At 64.7% G+C, this 15,942-nt stretch carries 13 protein-coding genes and 1 pseudogene; 3 read left to right on the forward strand and 11 right to left on the reverse strand.

Annotated features, from left to right (window positions below):
- Positions 1 to 480 precede the first annotated feature (480 nt).
- Positions 481 to 1,563, reverse strand: a complete 1,083-nt coding sequence (gene hemE / locus ACZ0AJ_RS19180) for a uroporphyrinogen decarboxylase (protein ID WP_183555148.1) — start codon at positions 1,561 to 1,563, stop codon at positions 481 to 483.
- 89 nt (positions 1,564 to 1,652) lie between these two features.
- Between hemE and ACZ0AJ_RS19185 the strand changes: the two genes are divergently transcribed.
- The 3 genes from ACZ0AJ_RS19185 (at position 1,653) to ACZ0AJ_RS19195 (ending at position 9,807) form a co-directional block, all read left to right on the forward strand.
- Complete coding sequence (locus ACZ0AJ_RS19185; protein WP_499456006.1) at positions 1,653 to 3,593, forward strand: dipeptidyl-peptidase 5; 1,941 nt, start codon at positions 1,653 to 1,655, stop codon at positions 3,591 to 3,593.
- The gene (locus ACZ0AJ_RS19190) at positions 3,590 to 7,756 is read left to right on the forward strand and encodes an SNF2-related protein (protein ID WP_499456008.1); all 4,167 of its coding nucleotides are present in this window, start codon (positions 3,590 to 3,592) and stop codon (positions 7,754 to 7,756) included. Before ACZ0AJ_RS19185 ends, ACZ0AJ_RS19190 begins: the two co-directional genes overlap by 4 nt.
- A gap of 149 nt (positions 7,757 to 7,905) precedes the next feature.
- Positions 7,906 to 9,807: a DUF885 domain-containing protein gene (locus ACZ0AJ_RS19195; protein WP_499456010.1), complete on the forward strand. Its 1,902-nt coding sequence runs from the start codon at positions 7,906 to 7,908 to the stop codon at positions 9,805 to 9,807.
- Between the two features lie 169 nt (positions 9,808 to 9,976).
- On the opposite strand, the gene tatC is transcribed toward ACZ0AJ_RS19195, so the two are convergent.
- The 10 genes and pseudogenes from tatC to hisB form a co-directional block, all read right to left on the reverse strand.
- Positions 9,977 to 10,732 carry a twin-arginine translocase subunit TatC gene (gene tatC / locus ACZ0AJ_RS19200; protein WP_499456012.1) on the reverse strand — a complete coding sequence of 252 codons (756 nt, stop codon included), beginning with the start codon at positions 10,730 to 10,732 and terminating at the stop codon, positions 9,977 to 9,979.
- Between the two features lie 11 nt (positions 10,733 to 10,743).
- Positions 10,744 to 11,265, reverse strand: coding sequence for a Sec-independent protein translocase protein TatB (gene tatB, locus ACZ0AJ_RS19205; RefSeq protein WP_183555137.1), 522 nt, complete (start codon positions 11,263 to 11,265; stop codon positions 10,744 to 10,746).
- Between the two features lie 12 nt (positions 11,266 to 11,277).
- Entirely contained in the window at positions 11,278 to 11,520 is a 243-nt protein-coding gene (gene tatA, locus ACZ0AJ_RS19210) for a Sec-independent protein translocase subunit TatA (protein ID WP_183555135.1), read from the reverse strand.
- Positions 11,521 to 11,666: 146 nt separating this feature from the next.
- Entirely contained in the window at positions 11,667 to 12,041 is a 375-nt protein-coding gene (locus tag ACZ0AJ_RS19215; RefSeq protein WP_499456013.1) for a histidine triad nucleotide-binding protein, read from the reverse strand.
- 150 nt (positions 12,042 to 12,191) lie between these two features.
- A complete protein-coding gene (locus ACZ0AJ_RS19220; protein WP_499456014.1) occupies positions 12,192 to 12,533 on the reverse strand; it encodes a phosphoribosyl-ATP diphosphatase in 342 nt (113 codons plus the stop codon).
- Positions 12,530 to 12,940: a phosphoribosyl-AMP cyclohydrolase gene (gene hisI, locus ACZ0AJ_RS19225; RefSeq protein ID WP_499456015.1), complete on the reverse strand. Its 411-nt coding sequence runs from the start codon at positions 12,938 to 12,940 to the stop codon at positions 12,530 to 12,532. The genes ACZ0AJ_RS19220 and hisI overlap by 4 nt, the downstream gene beginning before the upstream one ends.
- A gap of 4 nt (positions 12,941 to 12,944) precedes the next feature.
- A complete protein-coding gene (gene hisF, locus ACZ0AJ_RS19230; RefSeq protein ID WP_183555127.1) occupies positions 12,945 to 13,706 on the reverse strand; it encodes an imidazole glycerol phosphate synthase subunit HisF in 762 nt (253 codons plus the stop codon).
- Between the two features lie 135 nt (positions 13,707 to 13,841).
- Positions 13,842 to 14,617, reverse strand: a pseudogene (hisA, locus tag ACZ0AJ_RS19235) (1-(5-phosphoribosyl)-5-[(5-phosphoribosylamino)methylideneamino]imidazole-4-carboxamide isomerase).
- Positions 14,618 to 14,673: 56 nt separating this feature from the next.
- Positions 14,674 to 15,315 (reverse strand): imidazole glycerol phosphate synthase subunit HisH, encoded by a 642-nt coding sequence (gene hisH, locus ACZ0AJ_RS19240; protein WP_183555123.1) that lies wholly within the window; start codon positions 15,313 to 15,315, stop codon positions 14,674 to 14,676.
- Positions 15,316 to 15,328: 13 nt separating this feature from the next.
- Positions 15,329 to 15,919 (reverse strand): imidazoleglycerol-phosphate dehydratase HisB, encoded by a 591-nt coding sequence (gene hisB / locus ACZ0AJ_RS19245; RefSeq protein WP_183555121.1) that lies wholly within the window; start codon positions 15,917 to 15,919, stop codon positions 15,329 to 15,331.
- Positions 15,920 to 15,942: the final 23 nt, after the last annotated feature.

A 15,942-nucleotide genomic window follows, 5' to 3' on the forward strand; every position in this document is an offset into this window, starting at 1 on the left:
GTTAGATCAAGTCCGGAACGATAATTCCTCAATTCAAGACAATTTTAGTCTTTGTAATCAATGACTTGAAAAACCAGCCAAAAACCTGTTAACAACCTTGACCGCATTCGGCTGCTTGTGCATAACTCTGCAATTTTCCGTGGAAAACTCGCTGCGTTGCGTCATACAGTTAAGGCAATACATGAAGTTTCACGCTAAGTCCCGGTAAACCAAGTACTTTTCCCCACGCTGGCAGGGCCTGTTGATAACTTTGTGAACAAGGCCCCGAATCTGACCGAATTCTCTTGAACAACGTTCATGGGAAAACCAGCCAGATCGCATAAGGCTGATAAAAAGCCCTTAAAAATCATCGACCTACCGGTAAACACGAAAAGCCGAGATGTCCACAGGAAGCTTTATCGGATTTGCAGAAGTTGTGAACAAGTGATGGTGACGGCTTGCAATCGTGCTTTCGCGAAACGAGTGCAAGCCGTGACGGGATTACTGCGCGCGTTGCTTGCGGCTGAAGCTGTGCACAGCCTCGACCATCGCGGTGACCGATTCCGGCGGGGTAAATTGCGAGATGCCATGGCCCAGATTGAACACGTGGCCGTGGCCGTTCGATGGCGTGCCATAGGCCGTCAGCGAGCGCTCGACTTCCGCTGCAATTTGTTCCGGCGCGGCAAACAGGATGGCCGGGTCGAGGTTGCCCTGCAGCGCCACGCGGTCGCCGACCAGCGCGCGGGCAGTGCCCAGGTTCACGGTCCAGTCCAGGCCCAGCGCATCGGCGCCGATATCGGCCATCTGGTCGAGCCAGATGCCGCCGCCCTTGGTGAACACGACGGCCGGGATACGCACGCCATCCTTTTCGCGCTGCAGGCCGGCCAGGATCTGCTGCATGTATTGCAGCGAGAAAGTCTGGTAGGCGCCATCGGCCAGCGCCCCGCCCCACGAATCGAAGATCATCACGGCCTGCGCGCCGGCGTCGATCTGCGCGTTCAGGTAGGCGGTGACGGCCTTGGCATTGATGTCAAGGATGCGGTGCATCAGGTCCGGCCGGCTGTACAGCATCTTCTTGACCGTGTGGAACTCGCGCGAACCGGCGCCTTCGACCATGTAGCAGGCCAGCGTCCACGGGCTGCCCGAGAAACCGATCAGCGGCACGCGGCCATTGATGGCGCCGCGGATTTGCGTGACGGCCTTGAACACGTAGTCGAGCGAGGCCATGTCGGGCACTTCCAGCGCGTGGACCTGCTCTTCGGTGCGCAGCGGACGTTCGAACTTCGGGCCCTCGCCATCGGCGAAATACAGGCCCAGGCCCATTGCGTCAGGCACGGTCAGGATGTCCGAGAACAGGATCGATGCGTCCAGCGGGAAGCGGTCGAGCGGCTGCAGCGTGACTTCGGTGGCGTAATCGGGATTTTTTGCCAGGCCAAGGAACGAGCCGGCACGCGCGCGGGTGGCGCGGTATTCCGGCAGATAGCGGCCCGCCTGGCGCATCAGCCATACCGGGGTGTAGTCGGTCGGCTGGCGCAGCAGCGCACGCAGGAAGGTGTCGTTCTGGAGCGGGGCAAATTGTGGCATGGGAGGCATCGGTTTGATAGGCAGACACCTATTATCGCATTCTTGGGGGCGCACTATAATGCTCGTCCACCCTTCGAAAATGCCCCTCTATGACCGTTGCCACCAGCAAACAAGCCACGCCATGCGGCGCCTGGACTTCCCCGATCACTGCTGCCGTCGTTGCTGCCGGCGCCGTGCCACTGGCGCAGCCGATGCCCGACGGCGCCGCCATCGGCTGGCTCGAGGGGCGCACCAGCGAAGGCGGGCGCATGACGCTGATGGTGCACGACGCCGACGGCACGCGCGAACTGACGCCAGCGCCCTTTAACGTGCGCAGCCGCGTGCATGAATACGGTGGTGGCGCGTACCTGCTGAGCGGTGGCGGCGCCTGGTTTTCGCACCATGCGGACAACCGCCTGTACCGGGTCGAGAACGATGGCCAGCCGGTCGCCGTCACGGCCGCCGACACCGGCCACCGCTTTGCCGACTTCGTGCTCGACGCCGGGCGAAGCCGTCTGGTGGCGGTGCGCGAAGACCATTCACTGGGCGCGACCTACCCCGTCAACACGCTGTGCGCGGTGGGCTTCGATGGCGCCGAGACCGTGCTGGTCGAGGGCAGCGACTTCTATGCCGCGCCGCGCCTGTCGCCCGATGGCCGCCAGCTGGCCTGGCTGTGCTGGGAGCTGCCGCACATGCCGTGGGAAGGCACCGCACTGTGGCTGGGCGATGTGGCCGCCGACGGCGCGATCGTCAACCGGCGCCTGATCGCCGGCGGGGCGGATGAAGCGATCTGCCAGCCCGAATGGTCGCCAGGCGGCGTGCTGCACTTCGTGTCCGATCGCAGCGGCTGGTGGAATCTGTACCGTTACTCCGCTGACGCCGTTCACGCCCTGTGCGAGCGCGCGGCCGAATTCGCCGTCCCGCAGTGGAACTTCGGCGGTTCGCAGTACGCTTTCCGTTCCGAAGAACAGATCGTCTGCGCGTATATCGAGATGGGCGTGAGCCACCTGGGCATCGTCTCCACCCACGACGGCAGCTTGACGCCGCTGGAAACGCCGTATGAAGACATTCGCGACGTCAAGGTCAGCGGCGACATCGTCACGCTGCTGGGCGGCGCGCCGACCATTGCGCCCGAACTGGCGCGCATCGATCTGGCCGGCGCGCCGCTCGAGGTGCTGGCGCACTCGATCCCGCAACTGCCGGCCACGTCGTACCTGGCCGTGCCGCTGGCGATCAGCTATCCAAGCGCCAACGGCCGCACCGCGTACGCCTTCTACTATGCGCCGGCCAATCCGGATTACGCGCCGCTGCCGAACGAACTGCCACCGCTGATCGTGATCGGCCACGGCGGCCCGACCAGCATGGCGACCAGCACACTGAAGCTCTCGACCCAATACTGGACCAGCCGCGGTTTCGCGGTGCTGGACGTAAACTACGGCGGCAGCACGGGCTTCGGGCGCGATTACCGCAATCTGCTCCAGCACCAGTGGGGCGTGGTCGATGTCGAGGATTGCGTGGCCGGTGCGCGCCACCTGGCGGCCATCGGGGCGGTCGACCCGGAGCGCCTGCTGATTCGCGGCAGCAGCGCCGGCGGCCTGACGGTGCTGTCGGCGCTGGCCTTCCACGACGTGTTCAAGGCCGGCGCCAGCTATTACGGCGTGTCCGACCTGGCCGGGCTGGATGCGGATTCGCACAAGTTCGAGTCGCGCTACAACGCCTACCTGACCGCACCGCCCGAGCGCGCCCAGGCCGTGTACCGCGAACGCTCGCCGATCCACCACAGCGACAAGTTGCGCAGCCCGATGATCTTCTTCCAGGGCCTGGACGACAAGGTCGTGCCGCCGCAGCAGTCCGAAAGCATGGTCGACGCCCTGCGCGCGCAAAAGCTGCCGGTGGCCTACCTGACGCTCGAAGGCGAAGGCCATGGCTTCCGCAAGGCCGACAGCGTGGTGCGCACGCTCGAAGCGGAGCTGTATTTCTACCTGCGCGTGTTCGGCATTGCCGTGCCGGCCGACCTGCCCGCGATCGAGATCGAGAATCTCGACGCATGAAGGGTGGCCCATTGCCAGGCGACGTGCGGGCGCAACTCGCGGCCTGCAGCGCCGAAGAACACGCGATCCTGACGCTGCTGGCGATCGCCGGCGAGCCGATGGGCCGCCAGCGCATCCTCGAGCACATGCGGGCGCTCAACGCCCCCCTGCCGGCCGCGCAGTGGGCCGACGAACTGGCGCGCCTGAAGGCAGAAGGCCTGCTGGTCGATGCCAACGAACGCGGGCTGGCGCTGGCCCCGGCGGCCAGCTGGCCCGTGCTCGACGTTGCCCTCGATAGCGGCCTGTTCGATTTAGTGGCGGGCGCGTATGGCGCGGTGTCGACCGTGCGCCGCGATTGGCAGGGCCATCTGATGCTGCGCAGTTACCGCCAGGGCCTGGCGTTGCTGCGCATCGCGCTGCTGACGCGGCAGGACATCGACGTCGTCACGCCGCTGCTCGACGCCTGCCTGGCCTGCCATGAGGCGAGCTACCTGCATCCGCTGGTCGACGTCTGCGCGCGCCCGTTCACGCCGGCGCTGATCGAGCGCATCCACCCGCGCCTGCTTGAGACCGTCCTGCACGTGCTGGTCGTGCATGTGCGCAGCGAGCCGGCGCTGGCGCCGGCGGTGCGCGCCTGCGCCGAGAGCTACATCACGCGCAGCAGCCCGGAAAGCCTGCTGCGCCGCGCGCTGGGCGAGCACTACATCCTGTGCGGGCGCCTGGACGATGCACTGGCGCTGGTGGCCGAGATGACCGATTCACCGGGCCTGTTCCTGCGCAGCGTCGTCCAGCTGCTGCGCGACGATGTCGACGGCGGCCTGGCGGGCGTCGAAGCGGCCCTGAAGCAGCTGCGACGCGAGACCGGCAAGCGCAAGGCCACCTTCGGCGGCCATTGCGCGCACATCGCGGTGGCCGCCCTGCTGCGCAGCACCGAACCCGCGCACCGCAAGCTGGCCGACGCCTGGCTCGAGATCGAAACGCGCGCCGTGCAGCGGCCCGACAACGCGGTCTGGTTCCAGCTTGGCATGCTGCACGAAATCCGGCGCGGCACCGTCGACGCGGGCCTGTTTGCCACCCGCAGCTGGGAACTGTCGCTGGAACCGACCGTATTCCGCGCGCTGATCCACTACTGGCTGGCGCTGCCCGCATTGAACAGCCAGCGGGCGCGCCTGGAAGACATGCTGGCCCAATCCGAGCTGGCCGGGTTCGACCTGTGGTCGGCGCAGCTGGCCGGCGTGCTGGCGCAGATGGGTCAAGCGGGTTATCTGATGCACGAGGCGCGCGCGGGCGAACTGCGCCAGCGCCACCGCTTGCCGGACATGGCGCTCTGGTTCACGCGCGAAGAGCCGTGGGAGCGCCAGCTCAATGCGCTGATCAACCTGCAGCCCGCCCTCACGGTGGAGCAGGTCAAGGAATCGCGCCTGGTCTGGCTGATCCGCCACGACCCGCACCTGGGCGTGCAGGAAATCGAACCGCGCGAGCAGAAGCGCGATGCGCAAGGCGCGTGGAGCCGCGGCCGCGCGCTGGGCCTGAAACGCCTGGCCGAAGAAGGCGCGCAGCTCGAGTTCCTCACGGCGCAGGACCTGCAGGCGATCAATGCGATTGCCGGACGCCGCTACTACGCCGGCAGCGGCATCCGCTTCGAGCTCGAAGTGCACAAGGCGCTGGCCGCCCTGGTCGGCCACCCGCTGCTGTTCTGGATGGCGTCACCCGGCACGCGCGTCGAGCTGCTGCCGGGCGAGCCGGAACTGCTGGTGAAAAAACAGGGCAACAAGGTGTCCATTGCCCTGCACCCACCGATCGACAACGAGGATGGCGACGTGGTCATCACGCTCGAGACGCCCACGCGCCTGCGCCTGGTGCGCATCAACGACGAACACCGCCGCATCGCCGCCATCGTCGGCGCCGGGCTGGAGGTGCCGCTGTCGGCCGAGCGGCGCGTGCTGCGCGCCATCGGCGCGGTGGCCTCCAGCGTTACCGTACAGTCGGACATCGGCGCGAGCAGCGCCGACATCGAGACCGTGCCGGCCGACGCCCGCATGCACATTCACCTGCGGCCCTACCAGCAGGGTTTACGCATGCAGTTGCTGGTGCGCCCACTGCCCGGCGGCGCCTACTACGGCCCGGGCGAAGGTGCGGCCAGCGTGATCGCCGATGTCGACGGCATCCGCACCGAAGCGCAGCGCGACATGAACGCCGAGCGCGAGGCCGAACGTCAGCTCGTCGGCGCCTGCCTCGTGCTCGAACAGGGCGAGCAGGAACACGGCGAATGGCTGCTGGGCCAACCGATGCTGGCACTCGAACTGGTCGAGGAGCTCAGGGCGCTGGACCCGGCCTCGATCGTCGTCGCCTGGCCCGAGGGCGAATCATTCCGCGTCACCAAAAAAGCGACCTCGAAATCGGTGCGGGTTCAGATCCGGCGCGAGCGCGACTGGTTTGCTGCCAGCGGCGACATCGTGATCGACGAAGGCCGCGTGATGAGCCTGCGCACGCTGCTGGAAAAGCTGCGTGAGAGCGGCAGCCGGTTTGTCGCGCTGGGCGACAACGATTACCTGGCCCTGTCCGACGAACTGCACCGGCGCCTGATGGAGCTGGGCGCGTATGGCGAACTGCATGGCGACGGCATCCGCACCCACGCGCTGGCCAGCTTCGCGCTGGGTGAACTGGCGGGCGAAGCCGGCAGCGTCGACGGGGACAAGGCCTGGCAGGCGCACCTGACGCGCATGGCCGACAGCGCCGCCTTCACGCCCACGCTGCCGTCGACCTTGCAGGCCGAGTTGCGCGACTATCAGCTTGACGGTTTCGAATGGCTCGCGCGCCTGGCCCACTGGGGCGTGGGCGCTTGCCTGGCCGACGATATGGGTCTGGGTAAAACGCTGCAGGCGCTGGCGCTGCTGCTCACGCGCGCCAAGGACGGCCCGGCGCTGGTGGTCGCACCGACGACCGTGTGCCTGAACTGGATCGACGAGGCGGCGCGCTTTGCGCCGACGCTGAACCTGAAACTGTTCGGGCCCGGCGAGCGCGCCGCGACGGTCGACGACGCCGGGCCGTTCGACGTCGTCATCGTCAGCTACGGCCTGCTGCAGCAGGAGGCCGCGCGCTTCAAGGGCCGCCGCTGGCACAGCATCGTGCTGGACGAAGCGCAGGCGATCAAGAACATGCACACCAAGCGCTCGCAGGCCGTGATGGCGCTGCAGGGCGACTTTAGAATGGCGGCCACCGGCACGCCGCTGGAAAACCATCTGGGCGAATTGTGGAACCTGTTCCGCTTCATCAATCCGGGTTTATTGGGCAGCGCCGAGCAGTTCCAGCTGCGCTTTGCCGGCCCGATCGAGAAAGCCCAGTCCGAGAAAGTAAAGGACCGGCGCGCCGAAGTCGCCGCCCGCGCGCGCCTGCGGCGCCTGACCGCGCCGTTCATCCTGCGCCGCACCAAGGCGCAGGTGCTGGCCGAACTGCCGCCGCGTACCGAGATCGTCATCCCGGTCGAACTGAGCGCCGATGAAAGCGCGCTGTACGAATCGCTGCGCCGTCAGGCGCTCGACAAGCTGGCTGCGCTCGAAGCGCCCGAAGGCCAGAAGTCGATCGAGATCCTGGCCGAGATGATGCGGCTGCGCCGTGCCTGCTGCAATCCCGAACTGGTCGCGCCCGGCGCCGGCATCATCAGCAGCAAGCTGGCCGCATTCGCGCGCCTCACGGCCGACCTGATCGAGAACCGCCACAAGGTGCTGGTGTTCAGCCAGTTCGTCGATCACCTGAGCCTGATCCGCCAGTACCTCGACGCGCAGGGCGTGCGCTACCAGTACCTCGACGGGTCCACGCCGATGCAGGAACGCAAGAAGCGGGTCGACGCATTCCAGGCCGGCGACGGCGACATGTTCCTGATCAGCCTGAAGGCGGGCGGCGTGGGCATCAACCTGACGGCGGCCGACTACGTGATCCACATGGACCCGTGGTGGAACCCGGCGGTGGAAGACCAGGCCTCGGACCGCGCGCACCGGATGGGGCAGCAGCGCCCGGTGACGATCTACCGGCTGGTCGCGCGCGGCACGATCGAAGAAGGCATTGTCGACCTGCACCGCCACAAACGCGACCTGGCCGACAGCCTGCTCGAAGGCACCGAAATGGCCGCGCGCATGTCGCCAGCGGACATGCTCGACATGCTGCGCACGGGACTGGGCAGATAGCGCTGCCTTGATAGAACAGTAATATTGCACTTTGTCCCGTTCGTGTCGGAATGTTTCATCCGTCCGCAAACGGCGGGTTTGGTGCTAACCTGCACGCGATTCGCGCCGTTGCGGATCACGAATTCACACTTGTTACAGGGCCGAATACGATGATAAAAACGAAAATCGCGCTGGCAGCCGTGCTGGCCTGCTTCGCACTGGCGCCGGCCAGCGCCGCCACCAAGCCAGCCAAGAGCAAAGCAAAATCGACGAAGGTCGTCAAGAAGTCGACCAAGGCCAAGAAGGCCGTCGTCGGCGCCGCTGCCATTGGTGCGACTGCCGCTGTTGCCAGCAAGAGTGCCAGCGCCAGTGACAGCGCCGCGCCGGCGAAGGCCAGCGAAGGCCGCCTGGATCGCCGCATGTCCACGCTGAGCATGCAGTACCTGACGGCGCTGTGGCGCGTCGATCCGGAAGGCGGCATCTATGTCGGCAAGTTCGACCAGGCCGCGAACCTGACGCTGCCCGACCCTGCCACCCGCGCCAAACAGCTGGCCTTTGCCAACGAGTGGCTGGAAAAATTCGGCAAGCTCGATCCGAAGCAGCTTTCGCCACGCTACCGCACCGACCTGGTCCTGCTGCTCAACAAGCTGGAAAAGGACCGCTGGGCGCTGACCACCTGGCGCGAGTTCGAGTGGAACCCGTCGGCCTACAACATCGCCGCGCCGCTCGACCTGATCCTCAATACCGAGTACGCAGCCAAGCCGCAGCGCCTGCGCACGATCCTCAAGCGCCTGACCGACGTGCCAGCCTATTACGCGGCTGCACAGGCATCGATCAAAACGCCGACCCGCGAGCACACCCAACTGGCAATCAGCCAGGCGCCGGGCACGCTGGCGGTGCTGGCCGACCTGGGCAAGGCGGCCCAGGAATCGATCCTGACCACGCAGGAAAAGACCATCTTCGCGCAGCGCATCGCCAACGCCGGCACCGCGGTGCTGGGCTACGTCGACTTCTTGAGCGACATGGAAAAGCGCCAGGCCGCCAATGGCCAGGCCCGGCCGTTCCGCATCGGCAAGGCGCTGTATGAGCAGAAGTTCGCGCTCGACATCCAGTCGTCCAGCAGCGCCGAGCAGACCTACCGCAAGGCCCTGGCCACGCGCGAAGAGCTGCTCACGCACATGGACAAGATCTCGGACGAATTGTGGCCGCGCTACATGGCCGGCGTGACCAAGCCAGCGGAGCGCTTCCAGAAGATCGGCATGATGATCGACAAGCTGTCCGCCCGTCACGTCAAACGCCAGGACTTCTTCACCGAGATCCGGCGCCAGATCCCGCTGCTGCAGGACTGGGTGATCAAGCATGACCTGCTGACGCTCGACCCGAGCAAACCGCTCGAAGTGCGCGAAACGCCGATGTACCAGCGCGGCGTGGCCGGTGCAAGCATCGATGCGCCGGGCCCGTACCGCGCCAAGGACAAGACGTACTACAACGTCACGCCGATGGACAGCCTGACGGACGCCCAGGCCGAGAGCAGCCTGCGCGAGTACAACGAATGGATCCTGCAGATCCTGAACATCCACGAAGCGATTCCGGGCCACTATGCGCAGCTGGTGCATGCGAACCGCTCGCCGTCGCTGGTCAAGTCACTCTTTGGCAATGGCGCGATGGTCGAGGGCTGGGCGGTCTACGGCGAGCGCATGATGCTCGAATCGGGTTATGGCGACAACGCGCCCGAGATGTGGCTGATGTACTCGAAGTGGAACCTGCGCAGCGTGACCAACACGATTCTCGACTACAGCGTGCACGTGAACGGCATGAATCAGGCGCAGGCGATCGACCTGCTGACGCGCCAGGCCTTCCAGACGCGCCAGGAAGCCGATGAAAAGTGGCGTCGCGCCACGCTGACGTCGGTCCAGCTGACCAGCTACTACAGCGGCTACGAGCAGATCATGGAACTGCGCGAGCGCCGCAAGGCGCAGCTGGGCGAGCGTTTCAACCTGAAGGCGTTCCACGACCAGTTCCTGAGCTACGGCAATGCGCCGGTCAAGATGATTTCGGAGTTGATGCAGTAATGGTGCAATAGCATCCGGTACGTCGTTCCCGCGAAGGCGGGAACCCCAGTTCGTCGCGTCGTGCCGGCTTTGGCTTACGCCGCAGGGCACGCCTGCTGAATTGGGTTCCCGCCTGCGCGGGAACGACGTGGGTTGGGGTGCGGCGACGATGCCCGGCTGCGGGTTTCTGTTACGCCGTTTCTTCGGGTGCGCGCGTGGCGCGGGCGAACATCGGTGCGACCATCAGGCCCAGCTCATAGAGCAGGCACATGGGGATGGCCAGCGCCAGCTGGCTGACCACGTCCGGCGGCGTGACGATCGCCGAGATGACGAACGCGCCGACGATGACGTACGAGCGCACTTCGCGCAGCTTCTCGATCGGCACGATGCCCATGCGCACCAGGATCACGACGACCACCGGCACTTCGAACGAGGCGCCGAACGCCAGGCACATCGACATCACGAAATCGAGGTAGTTTTCAATATCCGGTGTGACCGCGATCGACGTCGGCGCAAACGCGCTGATGAAGTGGAACACACGGCCAAACACGAAGAAATAACAGAACGCCACGCCGCCGATGAACAGCAGCGACGACGAAATCACGAGCGGCATCACCAGGCGCTTTTCATGGGCATACAGGCCCGGCGCGATGAAGGCCCAGGCCTGGTAGAACACCCAGGGCAGCGCCAGGATGAAGGACAGCAGCAGTGTGACCTTCATTGGTACCAGAAACGGCGAAATCACGCCGGTGGCGATCATGGTCGAGCCTGGCGGCAGCGACGCGATCATTGGTGCGGCGATCAGGTCATAGATCTGGGACGGGCCAGGCCACGCCATCAGCGCGGCGCACACGATCGCAATGCCGATCGAGGCCTTGACCAGGCGGTCACGCAGCTCGACGAGGTGCGAGATGAAGGTATCTTCGCCGGCGGCTTGTTCAGTCATCAGCTAGGCGATCAGAAAAAAGAGGAAGTGGAATTCGTGCCGGCACCGGGACGGTACTTGCGCACGCGGGCCGCGCCCGACATCACATGGCGCTTGGTGCCATGGCGGTTCTTGTACCAGGCCGGCACGCTGGACGTGCGCACCAGCTTCTTGCGACGAAAGTCCTTGGCCTTGCGGTCGATGTCGGCCACGGTGGGCGTGATGACATGCGCGCTTTCATGCGAGCCGCGCTCGTCCCACAAGGCCTCGACCTCATCGACGTGGCTGGTAACGGACGAGCCGAATTCGCTCGTCGCCGATTCGACGTCGTTCTTGAACGACTGCGCACGGTCCTGCACTTCCTTGTGCAGGTTGCGCAGTTCGTCGAGTTCGATTTCACGGCTGACCTCGGACTTGATGTCATGCAGGTAACGCTGGGCACGCCCGTAGAGCGTGCCAGCCATGCGCGCCACCTTGGGCAGCTTTTGCGGCCCGATCACGATCAGCGCGACAACGCCGATGATCGCGATTTTCGACAGTCCAAGATCGATCATGAGGACGCCGGCTTACAGGCGGGTCTTGTCGCGGGCTTCCACGTCGATGGTCGACTTGTCGGCCACCTGCTGCGTTGCCTGGACACGGGCGGCTTCTGCTTCGGCAGCGCGCTCTTCGTCACCCTTGACGCCATCCTTGAAGCCCTTGACGGCCTTGCCCAGATCGGAACCCATATTGCTGATCTTCTTGGTACCGAAAATCAGCATCACGACCACGAGCACGATGACCCAGTGCCAAATACTCAATCCACCCATATTGTTCTCCTGATGGCGCCTGGCGCCTGAAAAATTAGTGAAGCGCAAACTGCATACACACCGAGTATATGCGATGCGGGAGCGCACTGCTCCTAATCGAACTTAACCCGAACTTAACCCGCACGTAAGCCAAACCTGGACGCTGCTTACAGCCCCAGCCCACGCCATGGACGCGGACCGCCGTACATGTGCAGATGCAGGTGATACACCTCTTGCCCGCCATCCGGACCGGCATTGATCAGCGTCTTGAAACCGCCGCTGGGCGTGCCATCGGCATCTGTCTTGACCGCAATACCATTTTGCTCGGCAAGTTTCGGCGCCAGCGCCAGCATCTTGCCCAGCAGTGCCGCATGCTCGTCGGTGCAATCGGACAACGTGGCCACGTGCACCTTCGGAATCACCAGCAAGTGCACGGGCGCTGCCGGATTGATGTCCTTGAACGCCAGCACGTCATCATCTTCATAGACGATGGCAGCCGGAATCTGCTTGGCAACGATCTTGCAAAAAATGCAGTTATCCATTCGGTCTCCAGATGATTACATTGCATGACACGCAAGCGAGCACGGGCATCCTACCAAGGCTCCATGACATCGGCATGACGACGAAGGACTGATTATGACACCGGTTCGGCGGGTTGGCACGCCAGCCATGCACGCGGCCGGCGTGCAGGCTCAGGCGTCAGTGCGCGCGGCTTTCTCGTCCAGCCCCGACACGCCTTCGCGCCGCGCCAGCTCGTCGAGCACCTGCTGCGGCGTGAGGTCGAACCTGGCCAGCAGCACCAGCGAGTGGAACCACAGGTCGGCGCATTCATACAGCACCTTGGCGGCATCGCCATCGACGCGGGCGTCCTTGGCGGCCATCACCAGTTCGGTGGCTTCCTCGCCGATCTTTTTCAGGATGGCGTCGTCGCCCTTGGCGAACAGCTTGGCAACATACGATGCGGCCGGGTCGCCGCCATTGGCGGGTTTGCGCGATTCGATCACGGCCGCGACGCGGGCCAGGGTAACGCTCATGGGGTCTTCTTGTCTTTTGAATAAATCGTATCGGGGTCCTGCAGCACCGGTTCGACGCTGTGCCAGTCGCCGTTGTCGTATTTCTGGAAGAAGCACGAGTGGCGTCCGGTATGGCAGGCGATCCCGCCGACCTGCTCGATCTTGAGCAGAACGACGTCTTCGTCGCAGTCCAGGCGGATCTCGCTCACCTTCTGGATGTGGCCGGACTCTTCGCCCTTGTGCCACAGCTTCTTGCGCGAGCGGCTCCAGTACACGGCTTCGCCCGATTCGACGGTGCGGGTCAGCGCTTCGCGGTTCATCCAGGCGAACATCAGCACGTCGCCGGTGGTCGCCTCTTGCGCGATGACGGGCACCAGGCCCTGTTCATCCCAGCGCACCTTGTTGAGCCATTTGGCATTCGTTGTCATTGCGTTACTCCAGGCGCATCGGGATACCGCGGTCATGCATGAAGCGCTTGGCTTCCCCGACCGTGTGCTGCCCATAGTGGAAAATGCTGGCCGCCAGCACCGCGTCAGCGTGGCCCTGCAGGATGCCGTTGGCCAAGTCTTCCAGGCCACCGACGCCGCCCGAGGCGATCACGGGGATGCCCACGGCGTCGGACACGGCGCGCGTTAAGCCCAGGTCGAAGCCCGATTTGGTGCCGTCGCGGTCCATCGATGTGAGCAGCAGCTCACCGGCGCCCAGGCTTTCCATCTTGCGTGCCCATTCGACGGCGTCCAGCCCCGTCGCATTGCGCCCGCCATGGGTGAAGACTTCCCAGCGGCCCGGGGCGATCTGCTTGGCGTCGATTGCCACCACGATGCACTGCGAACCGTGCTTGTGGGCGCAGTCGAATACCAGTTGCGGGTTGGTGACGGCCGACGTGTTCATGCTGACCTTGTCGGCACCGGCATTGAGCAGGCGGCGCACGTCTTCCACCTTGCGCACGCCGCCACCGACGGTGAGGGGAATGAACACGGTCGAGGCAACGGCTTCGATGATCGGCAGGATCAGGTCGCGGCCATCGCTCGAGGCGGTGATGTCAAGGAAAGTGATTTCGTCGGCGCCTTGTGCGTCATAGCGGCGCGCGATTTCGACCGGATCGCCGGCGTCGCGCAACTCGTTGAAGTTGACGCCCTTGACGACCCGGCCGCCGGTGACGTCCAGGCAGGGGATGATGCGTTTTGCGAGCATAGAAATCTCTGCGTTAGCTTATGCACGTCATCCCCGCGAAGGCGGGGACCCAAGTCTGCACGCACATCGACTGCGCGCGAAAACTGGGGTTCCCGCCTTCGCGGGAACGACGGCTTGGGGGCGGTAGGCCCGGCTTTACGCCTGCGTCCCTTCGGTCAGTTCATCGGCGCGATCCTGGGCCGAGGCCAGGTCGAGCGTGCCTTCGTAGATCGAGCGGCCGCAGATCACGCCCTCGATGCCTTCGTCCTGCACCGCGCACAGCGCTTCGACGTCGGCCAGCACGTGCACGCCGCCCGAGGCGATCACGGGATCTTCACCGCGCGCGCCAGCTTGACGGTCGCGTCGATGTTCACGCCGCCCATCATGCCGTCGCGGCCGATGTCGGTGTAGACAATCGATTCGACGCCGTAGCCTTCGAATTTCTTGGCCAGGTCGATCACTTCGTGGCCCGACATCTTGCTCCAGCCGTCGGTGGCGACCTTGCCGTCGCGCGCGTCCAGGCCCACGATGATGTGGCCAGGGAAGGCGCCGCAGGCGTCGTGCAGGAAGCCCGGGTTCTTCACGGCGGCGGTGCCGACGATGATGTAGCTGATGCCGTCATCCAGGTAGCGCTCGATGGTGTCGAGGTCGCGGATGCCGCCGCCCAGCTGGACCGGGATCTCATCGATGCCGTTGTCTTCAGCGTATTCCTGCACGATCTGCAGGATCGACTTGATGGCCGATTCGTTCTTTGGTTTGCCCGCGAATGCGCCGTTCAGGTCGACCAGGTGCAGGCGCCGCGCGCCCTGCTTGAGCCAATGCAGCGCCATTTCGGCAGGATCTTCGGAAAACACGGTGGCGAGTTCCATATCGCCTTGTTGGAGGCGAACGCAGTGACCGTCTTTCAGGTCGATGGCGGGGATCAGCAGCATGGTCGTTGTCGGTAGAGTTAACGGGGATTGAACAGCACGAATTTAACGCAAATGCGTCAGGGATTCCAGTGAATGAAATTGCGGTACAGGCGCAAGCCGGCAGCCGCACTTTTCTCCGGGTGGAACTGGGTGGCGACGATATTATCGCGGCCGACAGCGCAGCAGAACGGGCCGCCGTAATCGGCTTCGCCGATCACATCATGCGCGTTTTCGGGCGCTGCGTAATAACTGTGCACGAAATAGAAGTAGCTGTTGTCATCGACGCCGTCCCACAGCGGGTGGGCGCGCGACTGGCGCACGCGGTTCCAGCCCATTTGCGGGACCTTGAAGCGCGAGCCGTCGTTCTGCAGTTTGCCGTCGAGCTGAAACCGAACGACCTTGCCCGGCAACAAGCCCAGGCCCGGCGTGCCGCCGTTTTCTTCGCTGGCGTCGAACAGCATCTGCTCGCCCACGCACACGCCCATGATCGGGCGCGTTTTTGCGGCGCGCAGCAATGCGTCTTCCAGGCCCGATTCGCGCAGGCTGCTCATGCAGTCGCGCATGGCGCCCTGCCCCGGCAGCACGATGCGGTCGGCTGCATCGAGGTCGGCGGCCGAGCTGGAAACGAGCACGTCGGCTTCGGGCGCGGCGGCGCGCAGCGCCTGGACCACCGAGCGCAGGTTGCCCAGTCCGTCGACCACAACAATTTTATTGGCCATGTCGCGTCTCGCCTTACAGGCTGCCCTTGGTCGACGGGATGATGCCGGCGGCGCGTTCATCGAGCTCGCTGGCCATGCGCAGCGCGCGGCCGAATGCCTTGAACACGGTTTCGCACTGGTGGTGGGCGTTCACACCGCGCAGGTTATCGATGTGCAGCGTCACGCCGGCGTGGTTGACGAAACCGCGGAAGAATTCGCCGGTCAGGTCGACGTCAAAGGTGCCGATCATGGCGCGCGTGAACGGGATGTGCATTTCCAGACCCGGGCGGCCCGAGAAGTCGATCACGACGCGCGACAGCGCTTCGTCCAGCGGCACGTAGGCGTGGCCATAGCGGCGGATACCCTTGCGGTCGCCAATGGCCTTGGCCACGGCCATGCCGAGCGTGATGCCGGTGTCTTCGACCGTGTGGTGCGCGTCGATGTGCAGGTCGCCCACGGCTTCGACTTCGAGGTCGAACATGCCGTGGCGTGCGATCTGGTCGAGCATGTGGTCGAGGAACGGCACGCCCGTGTTGAGCTTCTGGCGGCCGGTGCCGTCCAGGTTGATCGAGACGCGGATCTGCGTTTCGTTGGTATTGCGGGTAATGTCGGCGGTACGGGTCATTGCTCGGGCGCTTTTCAAGGTAC

This window comes from Telluria sp. AC161 (genome assembly GCF_979258535.1).

What these genes read in the sequence shown, in the direction of transcription:
- tatB (WP_183555137.1), bottom strand. Translation starts at nt 11,265, where the DNA reads ATGATCGATCTTGGACTGTCGAAAATCGCGATCATCGGCGTTGTCGCG.
- hisI (WP_499456015.1), bottom strand. Translation starts at nt 12,940, where the DNA reads ATGACAACGAATGCCAAATGGCTCAACAAGGTGCGCTGGGATGAACAG.
- hemE (WP_183555148.1), bottom strand. Translation starts at nt 1,563, where the DNA reads ATGCCACAATTTGCCCCGCTCCAGAACGACACCTTCCTGCGTGCGCTG.
- ACZ0AJ_RS19185 (WP_499456006.1), top strand. Translation starts at nt 1,653, where the DNA reads ATGACCGTTGCCACCAGCAAACAAGCCACGCCATGCGGCGCCTGGACT.
- hisH (WP_183555123.1), bottom strand. Translation starts at nt 15,315, where the DNA reads ATGGCCAATAAAATTGTTGTGGTCGACGGACTGGGCAACCTGCGCTCG.
- ACZ0AJ_RS19195 (WP_499456010.1), top strand. Translation starts at nt 7,906, where the DNA reads ATGATAAAAACGAAAATCGCGCTGGCAGCCGTGCTGGCCTGCTTCGCA.
- ACZ0AJ_RS19220 (WP_499456014.1), bottom strand. Translation starts at nt 12,533, where the DNA reads ATGAGCGTTACCCTGGCCCGCGTCGCGGCCGTGATCGAATCGCGCAAA.
- ACZ0AJ_RS19190 (WP_499456008.1), top strand. Translation starts at nt 3,590, where the DNA reads ATGAAGGGTGGCCCATTGCCAGGCGACGTGCGGGCGCAACTCGCGGCC.
- tatC (WP_499456012.1), bottom strand. Translation starts at nt 10,732, where the DNA reads ATGACTGAACAAGCCGCCGGCGAAGATACCTTCATCTCGCACCTCGTC.
- hisB (WP_183555121.1), bottom strand. Translation starts at nt 15,919, where the DNA reads ATGACCCGTACCGCCGACATTACCCGCAATACCAACGAAACGCAGATC.
- tatA (WP_183555135.1), bottom strand. Translation starts at nt 11,520, where the DNA reads ATGGGTGGATTGAGTATTTGGCACTGGGTCATCGTGCTCGTGGTCGTG.
- hisF (WP_183555127.1), bottom strand. Translation starts at nt 13,706, where the DNA reads ATGCTCGCAAAACGCATCATCCCCTGCCTGGACGTCACCGGCGGCCGG.
- ACZ0AJ_RS19215 (WP_499456013.1), bottom strand. Translation starts at nt 12,041, where the DNA reads ATGGATAACTGCATTTTTTGCAAGATCGTTGCCAAGCAGATTCCGGCT.